The organism is Streptomyces canus, from assembly GCF_041435015.1.
Taxonomy (GTDB): Bacteria; Actinomycetota; Actinomycetes; order Streptomycetales; family Streptomycetaceae; genus Streptomyces; species Streptomyces canus_G.
Genome location: NZ_CP107989.1, coordinates 2,932,775 through 2,948,333 on the forward strand (window position 1 = coordinate 2,932,775; position 15,559 = coordinate 2,948,333).

Consider the following 15,559-nt stretch of genomic DNA (forward strand, 5'->3'; position numbering starts at 1 on the left):
GTCGCCGATTGACGTGTGTTCAGTGACTCTATTGCAATGAACGGGAATTTCCGACGGCGGACCGGAATCCGGGGATATTTTTTGGACAACGGGGCCGCGGAAACGACGAAACCCCGGCTCGGGGGAGCCGGGGCCTCGCGGAGATCGCGCGGTGGGTCGTCAGACGTTCACACCGTGCGAGCGCAGGTAGGCGACGGGGTCGATGTCCGAGCCGTACTCGGCGGTCGTGCGCGCCTCGAAGTGCAGGTGCGGGCCGGTGACGTTGCCGGTCGCGCCGGACACTCCGATCTGCTGGCCCGGGGTGACCGACTGGCCGACCGAGACGCCGATGGACGACAGGTGGCCGTACTGGGTGTACGTGCCGTCGGCCATCCTGATCACGATCTCGTTGCCGTACGACCCGCCCCAGCCGGCCTCAACGACCGTGCCGCGGCCGACCGCGTGGACGGAGGTGCCGCTCGCGGCGTGGAAGTCGACACCGGTGTGGCTGCCGGACGACCACAGGGAGCCGCCGGTCTTGTAGCCGGTCGAGATGTAGGAGCCGGAGATCGGGACGACGAAGCTGTTGAGGCGCTTGCGCTCGGCCGCACGGGCGGCTCGCTCCTTGGCCTCGCGCTCCTCCTTGGCCCGGGCCTCGGCCTTCCTCTTGGCCTCCGCCGCCGCCTTCTTCTGCGCGGCGGCCTGCGCCTGGGCGGCGGCCTGGGCGTCGAGCTGGTCGGCGAGGGAGTCGCCGACGCTGACGACGGGCATGAGGCCGGTCTGCTCGACAGAGTTGTCGGCGGCGAGTGCGGGGGCGGCGATGGTGCCGATGACGCCGGTGGTGGCGAGGGCCGCGACGCCCGCCGCGCGGGCGGTGGTGCGCTTCATGCGGCTGGGACGACGGTGCTTCCCGGTGGCGCAGGTGAACGCCATGTGGTGGCTGGTCCTTTCCTTCCTTCTCGCCTACCGGGTTAGCTGACGGGTTCGGAGCAGGAAGGTCTCCTACGGACTCCCTCGCGGCTCGCGCGGGCGTCCGATTCACCCCAGGGACACGTGATGTGGGTCCCCGGCTCCCCTGGCTCGCGCCATGCGGGGACTCGGCGATGACTGTCCGGTGCCGCGGGCGCGGCGCAGTGCCTGACGGACAGCCCAGAGGACGCTAAGCGGGGCCACATTCAATCCCCAAACGGATCACGGCGTTTGTAGCGCATCCCACAGGGCAGACAGGCAACCTCCTGCCCAATTCGGACATCTGAGGGCCCTGGTGACGCATGCGTCACCAGGGCCCCCGAGGTCGGATTCCTCTACTCGGCCGTGACGACCTTGACTTCGCCGATACCGAGGGCCTCGACGGGCTCCTTGATGGCGGCCGCGTCGCCGACCAGGACCGTCACCAGCCGGTCCACCGGGAAGGCGTTCACGACGGCCGCGGTGGCCTCGACGGTGCCGGTCGCGGCGAGCTGCTGGTACAGAGTCGCCTGGTAGTCGTCCGGCAGGTGCTGCTCGACCTGGTCGGCCAGCGTGCTCGCCACGGCCGCCGCGGTCTCGTACTTGAGCGGCGCCACACCGACGAGGTTCTGTACGGCGACATCGCGCTCGGCGTCGGTGAGACCGCCTTCGGCGAGCGTGCGCAGCACCTTCCACAGGTCGTCCAGGGCGGGAAGGGTGTTCGGGGTGTCGACGGAGCCGCTGATGGCGAGCATCGCGGCGCCCGAACCGTCCGGGGCGGACCTGAGGACCTGACCGAACGAGCGCACACCGTAGGTGTAGCCCTTCTCCTCGCGCAGGACGCGGTCCAGGCGGGAGGTGAGGGTGCCGCCGAGGCAGTACGTGCCGAGCACCTGCGCGGGCCACACGCGTGCGTGGCGATCGGCGCCGATGCGGCCGATCAGCAGCTGCGTCTGGACGGCGCCGGGGCGGTCCACGATGACGACCCGGCCGGTGTCGTCGGCGGTCACCGGCGGCACCGGCCGCGGCCGGCCCGTGGAGCCGGTCCAGGAACCGAGGGTGTCGCCGAGCAGGGCGTCAAGGTCGATGCCGGTGAGGTCGCCGACCACCACGGCGGTCGCGGTGGCGGGGCGCACGTGCTTCTCGTAGAAGCCGCGCACGGCCGCGGAGTCGATGTTCTCGACCGTCTCCTCGGTGCCCTGGCGCGGGCGCGACATGCGCGAGTCGGCCGGGAACAGCTCCCTGGAGAGCTCCTTGGCGGCGCGGCGGGACGGGTTGGCCAGCTCGTGCGGGATCTCGTCCAGGCGGTTGCGGACGAGCCGCTCGACCTCGCTGTCCGCGAACGCGGGCGCCCTGAGGGCGTCGGCCAGCAGACCGAGCGCCTTGGCGAGGCGGGAGGCCGGCACTTCGAGGCTGAGGCGGACGCCCGGGTGGTCGGCGTGCGCGTCGAGGGTGGCGCCGCAGCGCTCCAGCTCGGCGGCGAACTCCTCGGCGGAGTGCTTGTCGGTGCCTTCGGAGAAGGCGCGCGCCATGATCGTGGCGACGCCGTCCAGGCCGGTCGGCTCGGCGTCCAGGGGTGCGTCCAGGAGCACCTCGACGGCGACGACCTGCTGGCCGGGGCGGTGGCAGCGCAGGAGGGTGAGGCCGTTGTCGAGCGTCCCGCGCTCGGGGGCGGGGAAGGCCCAGACCTTGGGCTCGCCCGCCTGCGGCTGCGGGTGGAATTCCATCGCGGCGAGCTCGGTCACTTGGCCGCCTCCTCGTTCTCGTCGGTGGCTTCCACGGCGGCCGCGGACTCCGGGTCTTCGGCGCCCTCGGCGTCCTCGGCGCTCTGGGCGATCTCGGCCGGGGCGGTGGGCTCGTAGACGAGCACCGCGCGGTTGTCGGGGCGCAGCTTGGCCTTGGCGACCGCCTGGACCTCCTCGGCGCTCACCTCGAGGACGCGCTGTACCGCGGTCAGGGCGAGCTGCGGGTCGCCGAACAGGACGGCGAAGCGGCACAGTTCGTCGGCGCGGCCCGCGACGGTGCCGAGCCGGTCCAGCCACTCGCGCTCCAACTGGGCCTGGGCGCGCTCCATTTCCTCGGCTGTCGGGCCCTCCTCGGCGAACCGGGCGAGCTCCTCGTCGATGGCCGCCTCGATGACCGGAACCTCGACGTCACCGGAGGTCTTCACGTCGAGCCAGCCCAGGGAGGGCGCACCGGCCAGGCGCAGCAGGCCGAAGCCGGCCGCGACGGCCGTACGGTCGCGCCGTACGAGCCGGTTGTAGAGGCGGGAGGACTCGCCGCCGCCCAGAACGGTGAGGGCGAGGTCGGCCGCGTCGCACGCGCGGGTGCCGTCGTGCGGAAGCCGGTAGGCCGCCATCAGGGCGCGTGCCGGGACCTCTTCCTCGACGACCTCGCGCAGCTGCTCGCCGATCGTCTCGGGCAGGGAACCGTCGCGGGGCGCGGGCTTGCCGTCGTGCGAGGCGATGGAGCCGAAGTACTTCTCGATCCAGGCGAGCGTCTGCTCCGGGTCGATGTCGCCGACGACCGACAGAACCGCGTTGCCCGGCGCGTAGTACGTGCGGAAGAACGCCCTCGCGTCCTCCAGCGTGGCCGCGTCCAGGTCGGCCATCGAGCCGATCGGGGTGTGGTGGTAGGGGTGGCCCTCCGGGTAGGCGAGGGCGGTGAGCTTCTCGAAGGCCGTGCCGTACGGCACGTTGTCGTAGCGCTGTCGTCGCTCGTTCTTGACGACGTCCCGCTGGTTCTCCATGGACTCGTCGTCGAGGGCGGCGAGCAGGGAGCCCATGCGGTCGGCCTCCAGCCAGAGGGCGAGCTCCAGCTGGTGGGTGGGCATGGTCTCGAAGTAGTTGGTCCGCTCGAAGCTGGTGGTGCCGTTGAGCGAGCCGCCGGCGCCCTGGACGAGTTCGAAGTGTCCGTTGCCCTGTACCTGCTTCGAGCCCTGGAACATCAAGTGCTCGAAAAGGTGAGCCAGGCCGGTACGTCCCTTGACCTCGTGGCGTGAGCCGACGTCGTACCAGAGGCACACCGCCGCGACCGGGGTCAGGTGGTCCTCGGAGAGCACCACGCGCAGGCCATTGGCCAGGCGGTGCTCGGTCGCTGTCAGGCCCCCGGTGCCTGCCTGGTCTGTGGCCGTGTGACCCATGGGCATGTACGTCCCTTCGATCGCGGTCGCGGTCGTGGAAACCGCGGTTGTCCTGCCGGTCCTGCCACTGTATGCAAGCGTGCGGACCCTCGGCGAAGTTCCCGGAGCGCGTACGCCCACAGCGGATCGCGTAGCCTGCGGGCAATCGTGAGGGAGGCGCTGTGCCGGCGCCGGGCCGGGCGCCTCAGTCGGGTCCTGGCCCGGACTGTCAGTGCCGCGGTCCACAATGGTCCGCGTCAGATCCCGTTCACGCTTCAGCAAGAGTGAGCCAAAGGGCCGTGAGCGACCCGTAGGCGAGCGACCAGAAAAGAGGAGCCGGCAGCGATGGCCCGCCGCAGCACGAAGACCCCGCCGCCCGACGACTCGTACGAGGAGCGGATCCTCGACATCGACGTCGTGGACGAGATGAAGGGCTCGTACCTCGAGTACGCGTACTCGGTCATCTACTCCCGCGCGCTCCCGGACGCCCGCGACGGCCTCAAGCCGGTGCACCGGCGCATCGTCTACCAGATGAACGAGATGGGCCTGCGCCCTGACCGCGGCTATGTGAAGTGTGCCCGCGTGGTCGGCGAGGTCATGGGTAAGTTGCACCCGCACGGCGACGCGTCGATCTACGACGCCCTCGTGCGCATGGCCCAGCCCTTCTCGATGAGCGTGCCGCTGGTAGACGGGCACGGCAACTTCGGTTCGCTGGGCAATGACGACCCGCCGGCCGCCATGCGGTACACCGAGTGCCGCGCCGCCGAGGCCGCGAGCCTGATGACGGAGTCCATCGACGAGGACACGGTCGACTTCGCGCCCAACTACGACGGCCAGGAGCAGGAGCCGGGCGCGCTGCCCGCCGCCTTCCCGAACCTGCTGGTGAACGGCTCCTCCGGCATCGCGGTCGGCATGGCCACCAACATGGCGCCGCACAACCTCGCCGAGGTCATCGCGGCGGCCCGCCACCTGATCCGCTACCCGAACGCGGACCTGGACGCCCTGATGCGGCACGTTCCGGGCCCCGACCTGCCCACCGGCGGCCGGATCGTCGGGCTCTCCGGCATCCGGGACGCCTACGAGACGGGCCGCGGCACGTTCAAGATCCGCGCGACGGTGTCGGTGGAGACGGTGACGGCCCGCCGCAAGGGCCTCGTCGTCACCGAGCTGCCCTTCACGGTCGGCCCGGAGAAGGTGATCGCCAAGATCAAGGACCTGGTCGGCTCGAAGAAGCTCCAGGGCATCGCCGACGTCAAGGACCTCACGGACCGCGCGCACGGCCTGCGTCTGGTCATCGAGATCAAGAACGGCTTCGTGCCGGAAGCGGTCCTTGAGCAGCTCTACAAGCTGACGCCGATGGAGGAGTCCTTCGGCGTCAACAACGTCGCGCTGGTGGACGGTCAGCCCCTCACGCTCGGCCTCAAGGAGCTCCTCGAGGTCTATCTCGACCACCGCTTCGAAGTGGTGCGCCGCCGCAGCGAGTTCCGGCGCACCAAGCGCCGCGACCGGCTGCACCTGGTCGAGGGTCTGCTCACCGCCCTGGTCGACATCGACGAGGTCATCCGCATCATCCGCTCCAGCGACAACTCAGCGCAGGCGAAGGAGCGCCTGATCGAGCGCTTCTCGCTGAGCGAGATCCAGACGCAGTACATCCTGGACACGCCCCTGCGGCGCCTGACCAGGTTCGACCGCATCGAGCTGGAGTCGGAGAAGGACCGGCTCAACGCCGAGATCGCGGAGCTGACCCGGATCCTGGAGTCGGACGCCGAGCTGCGCAAGCTGGTCTCCGCCGAACTGGCCGCGGTCGCCAAGAAGTACGGCACCGAGCGGCGTACGGTCCTGCTGGAGGCCGGAGCGACGGCCCCCGTGACCGCCGTTCCGCTCCAGGTGGCGGACGACCCGTGCCGGGTACTGCTGTCCTCGACGGGCCTGCTGGCCCGTACGTCGAACGGCGAGCCGTTCCCGGAGGACGCCGACGCCAGGCGCAGTAAGCACGACGTGATCGTCTCCGCGGTACCGGCCACCGCGCGTGGCGAGATCGGCGCGGTCACGTCGTCCGGCCGCCTGCTGCGGCTGAACGTCATCGACCTTCCGCAGCTCCCGGACACCGCCGCGGCCCCCAACCTCGCGGGCGGGGCCCCGCTGTCGGAGTTCCTCTCCCTGGAGGACGACGAGACGCTGGTCTGCCTGACCACGCTCGACGAGTCCTCCCCCGGTCTGGCGCTCGGCACCGAACAGGGCGTCGTCAAGCGCGTGGTCCCCGACTACCCGTCCAACAAGGGTGAGTTGGAGGTCATCACGCTCAAGGAGGGCGACCGGATCGTCGGCGCGATCGAACTGCGCACCGGTGAGGAGGACCTGGTGTTCATCACCGACGACGCCCAGCTCCTGCGCTATCAGGCCGCGCAGGTCCGCCCGCAGGGCCGCCCGGCGGGCGGTATGGCGGGCATCAAGCTCACCGAGGGCGCGAAGGTCATCTCCTTCACCGCGGTGGATCCGGCCGTGGACGCGGTCGTCTTCACGGTCGCGGGCTCGCGCGGCACGCTCGACGACTCGGTCCAGACGACGGCCAAGCTGACCCCGTTCGACCAGTACCCGCGCAAGGGCCGCGCCACGGGCGGTGTGCGCTGCCAGCGGTTCCTGAAGGGCGAGGACTGCCTGTCCCTGGCCTGGGCGGGCGCCGTCCCGGCCCGCGCCGCGCAGAAGAACGGCACACCGGCCGACCTCCCGGAGATCGACCCGCGCCGTGACGGCTCGGGCGTGTCGCTGGCGAAGACGGTGTCGGTGGTGGCGGGACCGGTCTAGAAGCCGGGGTCCTGCTCGTCGGGATCCGGTACGTAGCGAAGGACGCCCCACATGCCGGCCTCGTCGGCGTGCGGGGCGTCCGCGTCTGCCCTGCACGCCTCCAGCTCCTTGCGCAGGGCGGGAGTGTCGATGGCGGAGCCGATGAGGACGAGCTGGGTGAGGCGGGTGTCACCGGGCGCCCAGGCCTCCGGGTAGAAGCGCAGGAAGCGTCCCACGGCATGGACGGCGTAACGGTTGCGGACGTCATGCGGGCCGAAGTCGACGTACCCCTTGATCCGGTAGAGGCCCTCGGGCCTGCTGTCGAGGAACGTCATGAGCCGGCGGGGGTCGAGGGGTTCGCCGCAGGCGAAGGAGAGGCTGTCGTAGCCGGAGTGCAGATGTCCGGCGTGATCGTCACCGTGGTCGTGGTGGTCGTGGTGGTCGTGCAGGTCGTCGAAGGAGAGCTGTCCGATGCGCTCCTCGGCGGGCCGGCAGTCGAAGAGGAACTCGGGGTCGATGCGACCGTAGGTGGCGGGAACGACAGCCGCACGGTCGACAAGTCGATGCACCAGAGCGAGGACGTGTTCGGCATCGGCCGCCCGGTCGAGCTTGTTGACGACGACGAGGTCGGCGAGGGCGAGATGCCGGTCGATCTCGGGATGCCGGGCGCGGGTGTCGTCGAACTCGGCGGCGTCCACGACCTCGACGAGGCCGCCGTAGACGATTCCGGGTTGTTCGCTGGCGAGCACCATGCGGACGAGTTCCTGCGGCTCGGCGAGTCCGCTGGCCTCCACGACGATCACATCGATACCGGTGTCGGGATGAGCGAGCCGGGACAGGTACTGGTCGAGTTCGCTGACATCGACGGCGCAGCACAGGCAGCCGTTCCCGAGGGAGACGGTGGAGTCGCCGAGCGCGCCGGCGACGGCCATGGCGTCGATCTCGATGGCACCGAAGTCGTTGACGATGGCTCCGATACGGCTGCCGCCGCTGCGGTGGAGGAGATGATTGAGGAGGGTGGTCTTGCCGGAACCCAGGAATCCGGCAAGGACGACGACCGGGACCTGCCGGTGGCTCCCGCTCGGCTGACTCAACGTGCGACCTCTTTCGCGCTGCCGCGTGCACCGGATCGCGGGCCCGGCGCACGTACGAGATGTGAATGCCGGACCAGGATACGAGCCGGAATAATCACCGCGAAGTGAACGATTGTTAGCAGCACTTGCGGGGCAGACGTTGGGGAAGGCGCCGGTTCGTGCGACCCTCACTTCCCTCCGTGCGCCTCCTCTCCGCCTCCCCCGCCGATCAGAGCCGCTCGGCACCCTGGGAGACGGCAAGCGCCGCCCACCGCTCGCCGGTCCCCATCAGTCGACCCGCACCCCGACGACCGGCGGACGGCCGCCTGAATCGGGGGTTGACATGGTCACACAGAGCTTTTGGACGCGAGGCCTGCGCACGGCCGCCGCGGTCGGCGTCGGCGCTGTGGCGGGTGCCGTCGCCTCCCTCGCCGCGCAGCAACACACGATGCGGTCGCTCCATGCGCGTCTGGACCAACTGGAAGCGGTTGCCCGGTCCCCTCGGCACGCCGACCTGGCAAGTCAACAGCACCAGCACTGGGAACTGCTCAGCAAGGCCATAGACGATCCCGAGTTGGCCGAGGTCCTGGATCTCTACGAGGCGCCGGTGTCCGCCAAGCAGCGCCGCCAGTACCTGTTCGCCAACGCCTTGTACACGAACCTGCTCTTCTACTACCGCATCGGCAACCTGTCCAAGGAGGAGTTCTTCAAGCACGTCCGCGGCATCTTCCAGAACCCGATCGTCAGGGAGTACTGGTACGCCACCCAGCAGCAGCGGGCGAGCCTTGCGGACACCGACGAGGCGGAACTGGGCAAGCTGGTGGACGATCTCCTCCAGCAGCTGGAGGATTCGGACACGGAGGAGTGGTGGGTGGTCGGCGAGCCGCCTGGCGCACCGTAAAACTCTTGAGCCGCCCGTCTGTGGAAATCACACCTCCGGCCCATAACGAACAGGTCAAGTATCCCGTTGTCCCAGGCGCCGCTGAGGTTGACTCAGCCGCCGGGGTTGACTCACACGTGATCGCGTACGGCAGCCCCACGCCACCGTCGCCCACGTCGCCAGATGACGCGTGCACCCCACAGGGCCGCCTCGCCTCGTACCGCCGTGCGCGTGCTCGTCATTCGTGAGACCAGAGGGAAACCAACAGTGAGTCAGATCATTCGCCGCCTCGGCGCATCGCCGCGCGAACGAGGCAGCACCTCCGGCGCGACGTGCCCGGACATCTTCGAGTTGGCCGACGGGAGCTTCGCCGTCATCGGCACGGACGCGACCGGCTCTCTGGACTCCCAGCTTCCCGCGGACGCGGCACGGGCCGACTACGAACGCATCGTGGTCATCACGCGCGAGACACTCGTGCGAGCCAAGGCCGACATTCCCGACGCCTAGGCGATGTCATGGCCCAAATCGAGCAGATAGCCACGCTTGTCGCTTCGGTTGCCACCCTTGTCACCGCTGCCACAGGTCTGGTGGTCGTGATCAGGTCCCACCCCCGTCAGGGAAACTCCGGCACCGACGCGGTGCCGCCGCCGCAGAGGTCGACTCCGGAAGGGCGACCTTCGCCTCACCGTCCCGGGCCGCTGTCCAGGATCCTGCGACGGCATCGGTAGAACCGGCAGCACGCTGACCGGTGGCCCGCCAGGTCCGGCACCACTCCCGGTGCCGGACCTTCGCGTTCCTCAGGCCACTTGCGGCACCGCCACCGGCGCCCCCGGCCCCACGTACCGCGCCACCGGCCTGATGATCTTCGAGTCCGCCGCCTGCTCCAGGATGTTGGCGCTCCACCCCACCACCCGCGCCGCCGCGAACGTCGGTGTGAACATCTCGCGGGGCAGGCCGCACAGTTCCATGACCACGCCCGCGTAGAACTCGACGTTGGTGTGCAGCTCCCGCCCCGGCTTGAGCTCGGCCAGGATCGCCTCGACATGGCGTTCCACCTCGACGGCGAAGTCCACACGTGGACCGCCGAACCGCTGGGCGACCTCCCGGAGCATCCGGGAACGCGGATCCTCCGTGCGGTAGATCGCGTGACCGAAGCCCATGATCCGCTCACCGGAGAGCACACGCTCACGGATCCAGGAGTCGATGCGGTCGGGTGTGCCGATCGCGTCCAGGGTGTCCAGCGCCCGACTGGGCGCACCCCCGTGCAGCGGCCCGGACAACGCCCCTACGGCCCCCACGAGGCACGCGGCCACATCCGCTCCCGTCGACGCGATGACCCGCGCCGCGAAGGTTGATGCGTTGAAGCCGTGATCAATGGTTGAGATCAAGTACTGCTCGACCGCCCGCGCGCCTTGAGGCTCCGGCTCCGAACCCGTCAACATGTAGAGGTAGTTCGCCGCGTACGAGAGGTCCTCACGCGGCTCCACCGGCTCCAGCCCCTTACCCAGCCGGTGCAACGCTGTGAGCAGCGTCGGCACGGCCGCAGCAGCTACGAGTGTGTCCCGTCGCCGCTCGTCCGGGTCGATGTCGTACACCGGCCGGAAGCCTTTCGCCGCTCCGAGCAGCGACAACGCGGTGCGCATGCCGGCCAGCGGCCCGGACCGCCCACTCGCCGCAGCGATCGCCGGCAGCGCCGCCCGCACCTCGTCGGGCAGCCCCCGCAGTGCCGCGGTCTCGGCACGGAAGGCCACGGCATGTCCGGCGTCCGGCAGTTCCCCGTGGACCAGGAGATGCCAGACGTCCTCGAAGCCGCGGGTCTGCGCGAGTTCGACAGCCGAGTACTGGCGGTAGTGGTAGAAGCCCTCGCGTCCCCGGACATCTCCGACCTCGGTGTCGGTGACGACGACTCCGGCGAGTCCTCGCGGTACGTCGACGAGCGTGGTTGACCTGTTGACCGACATGATTCCTCCCTGGACTTGATTCGACTGTCCATGGTTGACTCAGTATGTGTCAATATTGATTGAATCAATATACGCGAATCAACCCACCCGGTTACGGATACGGTGACCTCTTATGCGCGATCAAGACCCCCTCCCCGGCCCTGCCGAACGCCGGCTCAGCACCAAGGAAGCGGCCGAGCTGCTGGGCGTGAAGCCCGAGACCGTCTACGCCTACGTGAGCCGAGGCCAGCTCAGCAGCCGACGCGTTCCCGGCGGCCGGGGCAGCACCTTCGACGCCAAGGAGGTGGAGGCCCTCTCCCGGCGCAACCGCCGGGAAAGCGGCGGGAGTCCGGGCTCCGGCGGCGAACTGTCCGTGCGCACCCGCATCACGTTCATCGACCGGGACCGCTACTACTTCCGGGGCGTCGACGCCACCGAACTGGCCGCGCAGCACTCCTACGAAGAGATCGCGGAATGGCTGTGGACCGGCCGTCTACGCCCCGGAGTCACCTTCACCGCGCCCGACGCCGCCGTCGAGGTGGCCCGCCGCGCGGTCGACGCGCTGCCCGAACACACAGGCCCCACGGACCGGTTGCGGGTGGCGGCGATCGCCGCCGCGGTCTCGGACCCCCTGCGTTTCGACCTGTCCGAAGAAGCCGTGCTCGGCACCGCACGGACCCTCATCCCGACCCTCGTCGCCGCCCTGCCGCCCGTGCTGCGGGACCGCCGCCGCGACGACGGTCCGCTGGCCCACCGGCTGTGGACGCGCCTCAGCGGACGCAAGCCCGACGAGGCATCTCTGCGCGCCCTGGACACCGCACTGGGTCTGCTCGTCGACCACGACCTCGCCGCCTCGACCCTCGCGGTGCGCGTCGCCGCATCGGCCCACGCGCACGCGTACGCGGCCGTCTCCGCCGGACTCGGTGTCCTGGAGGGCCCCTTGCACGGCGCTGCCAGCGGGCTCGCCCACAAGCTGCTGCTCGATGTGCTCGACCGGGGCGACGCGGCCCCCGTCATCGCGGAGGAACTGCGGGCCGGTCGCCGGATTCCTGGCCTCGGTCACCGGCTCTACCCCGGCGAAGACCCACGCGCGCGAGCCCTGTTCGCCCTCCTGGAGGAGATCCCGCACGCAGAACCCGCACTCCTCGCGGTCCGCGACATCGTGGCCACCACCGCCCGCCACGCCCCTCTGCACGCCAACGTGGACCTGGCCCTCGCCGCCCTCACGGCCTCCTCCGGGATGCCGTCCACGGCGGGCGAGACGATCTTCGCGGTCGCCCGCACGGCGGGCTGGATCGCCCACACACTGGAGGAGTACGGGGAGCGCCCCCTGCGCATGCGCCCGAGCGGCACCTATGTGGGCCCGAAGCCACCCCAACCCCTGCCGGAGCACTGACAGCGGCACGGCCGGAAGTCTTCAAACCCAAGTCAGGTTAGGCTCACCTCTGTGAGTACCTGCTCAACGGTCTCGCACGACCTCGACGAGCCCGTTTCCGGAACCGCGGCCACCGCGCGGACCTGGCTGCTGCTGGAACAGTCCGGTCCCTGGGGCGCCAAGGCGCTCACTTCGAGCCACCTGGACCCCGCGCTGGGGCGTGCCCTGGAGACCGCAGCGAAGGACACGGGCGTGCGCATCGCGCTCATCCGCCGCCCCGGACGGCACGCCGACAGCGGAACACCCACCACCCGGCAGGCGTACATCGCCCACACCGTGCCCGGCAACGTGTGGCTGCGCAGTGCGACGACCCGCGATCCGCGGGACCTGCTCGAGCTGGACTTCGTCGCGCTCGGCAGGGGCGAGCACGCCACCTTCGACTCCGTGCTCGGGGGGCGTCCCCACACCGGCGGCCCCCTCGCGCTCGTCTGCACCAACGGCAAGCGGGACCGCTGCTGCGCGCTCCTCGGCCGCCCGCTCGCCGCGCAACTGGCCGCCTCGGGCGTCGAGGGCGCCTGGGAGGTCACCCATCTGGGTGGTCACCGGTTCTCGCCGACGCTGCTCGTTCTGCCGTACGGCTATGCCTACGGCCGCGCCGAGGCCCATGCCGTCAAGGAAGTCCTCCACAGCGTCCAGGAGGGCCGCATCGTGGTCGAGGGGTGCCGCGGAAGCTCGGCCTGGGAGCGCCCCGGCCAGGCGGCCGAGCTGGCCGTGCGCTCGGCGGTGCGTGAATACGCGGCGGAGGCGCTGACAGTCGTACGAACGGACGGCGCCGCCCCGCACTGGGAGGTCACCGTCGCTCACGCCGACGGCCGCCACTGGCGCGTCCTCGTGGCCCAGACCGCATCCCTGCCGCCCCGTCCGGAGAGCTGCGGTGCGTCGGCGCTCGGCTCACCCGCGCGGATGGACGTCGTGGCGGTGCACGAGCTGAGGACATCGGCAGCGCTGGCGAGCTGACCGAGCCGGCGGGCCCGTCCACGCATTGATCGAGAAATCCATGTCACACCCCCTGCGGTGGATCGGGCACCTCCACGTACCTTCTTGGGTATGAGCCGCACTCCCCCCGCCCGCCGCCTGCGCCTCGGGCTGCCCCGCCGGGTGTTCTCGCAGGTGCTCCTGATGCAGCTGGCGATCGCCGCGGGAGTCGCGGTGCTCGCGACCGGTCTGTTCCTCGCCCCTCTGAGCAACCAGCTCGACGACCAGGCGATGCGACGGGCGCTCGCCATCGCCCAGACCACCGCCGCCGAGTCGCAGATCGCCGAGCAGGTCACGGACACGCCCCCGCTGCCCACCGGCCCCGTCCAGCGGGAGGCCGAGAGGATCCGCAGGGCGACCGGGGCCGAGTACGTCGTGGTGATGGACTGGCGGGGCGTCCGCTGGTCGCACCCCACTCGCAGCGAGGTCGGCAGGATCGTCTCGACCGACCCGGGCCAGGCCCTGGCCGGCAAGGAGATCATGCAGATCGACAGTGGCACCCTGGGCCGCACCGCCCGCGGCAAGGTGCCTCTGTACGACAGCGAACACAAGATCGTCGGGGCGGTCTCCGTTGGCATCGCCTACGACAGCGTGCGTGCCCGGCTGATCCATGCGATCCCGGGGCTGTTCGCCTACGCCGGCGGGGCCCTCGCCGTCGGCGCGCTGGCAGCCTGGCTGATCTCCCGGAGAGTCCAGCGACAGACCCGTGACCTGGCCTTCTCAGACATCTCCGCCCTCCTCGCCGAGCGCGAGGCCATGCTGCACGGCATCCGGGAAGGCGTTGTCGCCCTGGATCGCACCGGGCGCATCCGCCTGCTCAACGACGAGGCCCGCCGCCTGCTGAACATCGGGGACGAGGCCGTCGGCCGGCCCCCCGACGAAGCTCTGGGGGCCGGCCGTACCGCCGACGTCCTGGCCGGACGGGTGACGGGCACCGATCTGATCACCGTCCGCGGCCAGCGGGTTCTGGTCGCCAACCGCATGCCCACCGACGACGGCGGTGCCGTCGCCACCCTGCGCGACCGCACCGAACTGGAGCAGCTCGGCCGGGAGCTCGACTCGACCCACGGTCTGATCGACGCGCTGCGCGCCCAGGACCACGAGCACGCCAACCGGATGCACACGCTCCTCGGGCTGCTGGAGCTGGAGATGTACGACGACGCCGTGGAGTTCGTCGGAGAGGTCGTCGGCGACCACCGGGCCACCGCGGAGCAGGTCACCGAGAAGATCGAGGATCCGCTGCTCGCCGCACTGCTGGTGGGCAAGGCGACCGTCGCGGCCGAGCGTGGTGTCGCCCTGTGGATCTCCGACCGGACCCGGCTGCCGGACCGGCTGGTCGATCCGAGCGGGCTGGTCACGATCGTCGGCAACCTCGTGGACAACGCCCTGGACGCCGTCGCCGGCGCTCCGCACGCGCGCGTGGAGGTCGAACTGCGCACGGAGGGCCGTACCGCCGTCCTCAGGGTGCGGGACACCGGGCCCGGAATCCCGGTGGAACAACGGGAACTGGTCTTCACCGAGGGCTGGTCGACCAAGGAGCCTCCTGCGCACCGGGGGCGCGGCCTCGGGCTCTCCCTCGTACGCAAGCTCGCCGAGCGCCAGGGGGGCAGCGCGACCGTCGCAGAGGCAGATGGCGGAGGCGCGGAGTTCACCGTCGTACTGCCCGAGGCACTGGCCGAGCCGCAACCGGCGCTCACCGCGCCGCCCGCCCAGCAGTCCGCCACCGAGGAGGAGTCGTGATGATCGAGGTGCTGGTCGTGGACGACGACACCCGCGTGGCACGCGTCAACGCCGCCTACGTCGAGAAGGTGCCCGGCTTCCACGTGGCCGGCGAGGCGCACAGCGCGGCGGACGCGCTGCGGCAGCTGGAGGCGCTGCCCCACGTCGACCTGGTCCTCATGGACCACTACCTGCCCGACGAGACGGGTCTGGCGGTCGTCCAGGAGATGCGCCGACGCGGCCACCAGACCGACGTGATCATGGTGACGGCTGCGCGGGACGTGACGACCGTACAGGCGGCGATGCGGCACGGCGCGCTGCAGTACCTGGTCAAGCCGTTCGCCTTCGCGGGCCTCAGGGCCAGGCTGGAGGCGTACGCCGAGCTGCGCCGCACCCTGGACGGTGGAGGCGAGGCGGAACAGGCGGAGGTCGACCGCATCTTCGGCGCGCTGTCCACGCCCGGGGAGCCCGAGCTGCCCAAGGGACACTCCCCCACCACGGTGGAACTCGTCCGCAGATCCCTGATGACCGCCGAAGGGCCGCTGTCGGCCCAGGAGATCGCCGACCGGACGGGGGTGAGCCGGCAGACCGCCCAGCGCTATCTGAAGCTCCTGGAGCGCACGGGGCGGGCCAGGCTCACCCTCAAGTACGGCGACGCGGGCCGCCCGGAACACCGTTATGTGTGGGCGACCCGCGCGTGAGGAG

At 70.5% G+C, this 15,559-nt stretch carries 12 protein-coding genes and 1 riboswitch; of the genes, 7 read left to right on the forward strand and 5 right to left on the reverse strand.

From position 1 onward, the window contains the following. Positions 1-159 precede the first annotated feature (159 nt). From OG841_RS13030 to OG841_RS13040, 3 genes are all read right to left on the reverse strand, one after another. A complete protein-coding gene (locus OG841_RS13030) occupies positions 160-912 on the reverse strand; it encodes a M23 family metallopeptidase (RefSeq protein WP_365115680.1) in 753 nt (250 codons plus the stop codon). 13 nt (positions 913-925) lie between these two features. Then, positions 926-1,092: riboswitch (cyclic di-AMP (ydaO/yuaA leader) on the reverse strand. Between the two features lie 191 nt (positions 1,093-1,283). Further along, the gene (locus OG841_RS13035) at positions 1,284-2,672 is read right to left on the reverse strand and encodes a M16 family metallopeptidase (RefSeq protein WP_371565322.1); all 1,389 of its coding nucleotides are present in this window, start codon (positions 2,670-2,672) and stop codon (positions 1,284-1,286) included. After that, positions 2,669-4,069, reverse strand: coding sequence for a M16 family metallopeptidase (locus OG841_RS13040; RefSeq protein WP_328643677.1), 1,401 nt, complete (start codon positions 4,067-4,069; stop codon positions 2,669-2,671). Before OG841_RS13040 ends, OG841_RS13035 begins: the two co-directional genes overlap by 4 nt. A gap of 324 nt (positions 4,070-4,393) precedes the next feature. Between OG841_RS13040 and OG841_RS13045 the strand changes: the two genes are divergently transcribed. Next, entirely contained in the window at positions 4,394-6,853 is a 2,460-nt protein-coding gene (locus OG841_RS13045) for a DNA gyrase/topoisomerase IV subunit A (RefSeq protein ID WP_328641322.1), read from the forward strand. Here OG841_RS13045 and OG841_RS13050 read toward each other — a convergent pair. Beyond that, entirely contained in the window at positions 6,850-7,926 is a 1,077-nt protein-coding gene (locus OG841_RS13050; protein WP_371565324.1) for a CobW family GTP-binding protein, read from the reverse strand. The two genes, OG841_RS13045 and OG841_RS13050, sit on opposite strands and share 4 nt — an antisense overlap. A gap of 322 nt (positions 7,927-8,248) precedes the next feature. On the opposite strand from OG841_RS13050, the gene OG841_RS13055 reads away from it, so the two are divergent. Continuing rightward, the gene (locus tag OG841_RS13055; RefSeq protein ID WP_365115685.1) at positions 8,249-8,806 is read left to right on the forward strand and encodes a DUF6082 family protein; all 558 of its coding nucleotides are present in this window, start codon (positions 8,249-8,251) and stop codon (positions 8,804-8,806) included. A 246-nt stretch (positions 8,807-9,052) separates the two neighbouring features. Next, positions 9,053-9,292, forward strand: a complete 240-nt coding sequence (locus OG841_RS13060) for a hypothetical protein (RefSeq protein WP_328641319.1) — start codon at positions 9,053-9,055, stop codon at positions 9,290-9,292. A gap of 290 nt (positions 9,293-9,582) precedes the next feature. Here OG841_RS13060 and OG841_RS13065 read toward each other — a convergent pair whose 3' ends face one another. After that, a complete protein-coding gene (locus OG841_RS13065) occupies positions 9,583-10,746 on the reverse strand; it encodes a citrate synthase/methylcitrate synthase (RefSeq protein WP_371565325.1) in 1,164 nt (387 codons plus the stop codon). Positions 10,747-10,858: 112 nt separating this feature from the next. Here OG841_RS13065 and OG841_RS13070 point away from each other — a divergent pair, with 112 nt between their 5' ends. The 4 genes from OG841_RS13070 (at position 10,859) to OG841_RS13085 (ending at position 15,555) form a co-directional block, all read left to right on the forward strand. Then, positions 10,859-12,121: a citrate synthase gene (locus OG841_RS13070; protein ID WP_371565326.1), complete on the forward strand. Its 1,263-nt coding sequence runs from the start codon at positions 10,859-10,861 to the stop codon at positions 12,119-12,121. Positions 12,122-12,172: 51 nt separating this feature from the next. Next, positions 12,173-13,117 carry a sucrase ferredoxin gene (locus OG841_RS13075; RefSeq protein WP_328641316.1) on the forward strand — a complete coding sequence of 315 codons (945 nt, stop codon included), beginning with the start codon at positions 12,173-12,175 and terminating at the stop codon, positions 13,115-13,117. Between the two features lie 90 nt (positions 13,118-13,207). After that, a complete protein-coding gene (locus OG841_RS13080; RefSeq protein WP_328641315.1) occupies positions 13,208-14,875 on the forward strand; it encodes a sensor histidine kinase in 1,668 nt (555 codons plus the stop codon). After that, the gene (locus OG841_RS13085) at positions 14,875-15,555 is read left to right on the forward strand and encodes a response regulator (protein WP_306975422.1); all 681 of its coding nucleotides are present in this window, start codon (positions 14,875-14,877) and stop codon (positions 15,553-15,555) included. Before OG841_RS13080 ends, OG841_RS13085 begins: the two co-directional genes overlap by 1 nt. Positions 15,556-15,559 lie beyond the last annotated feature (4 nt).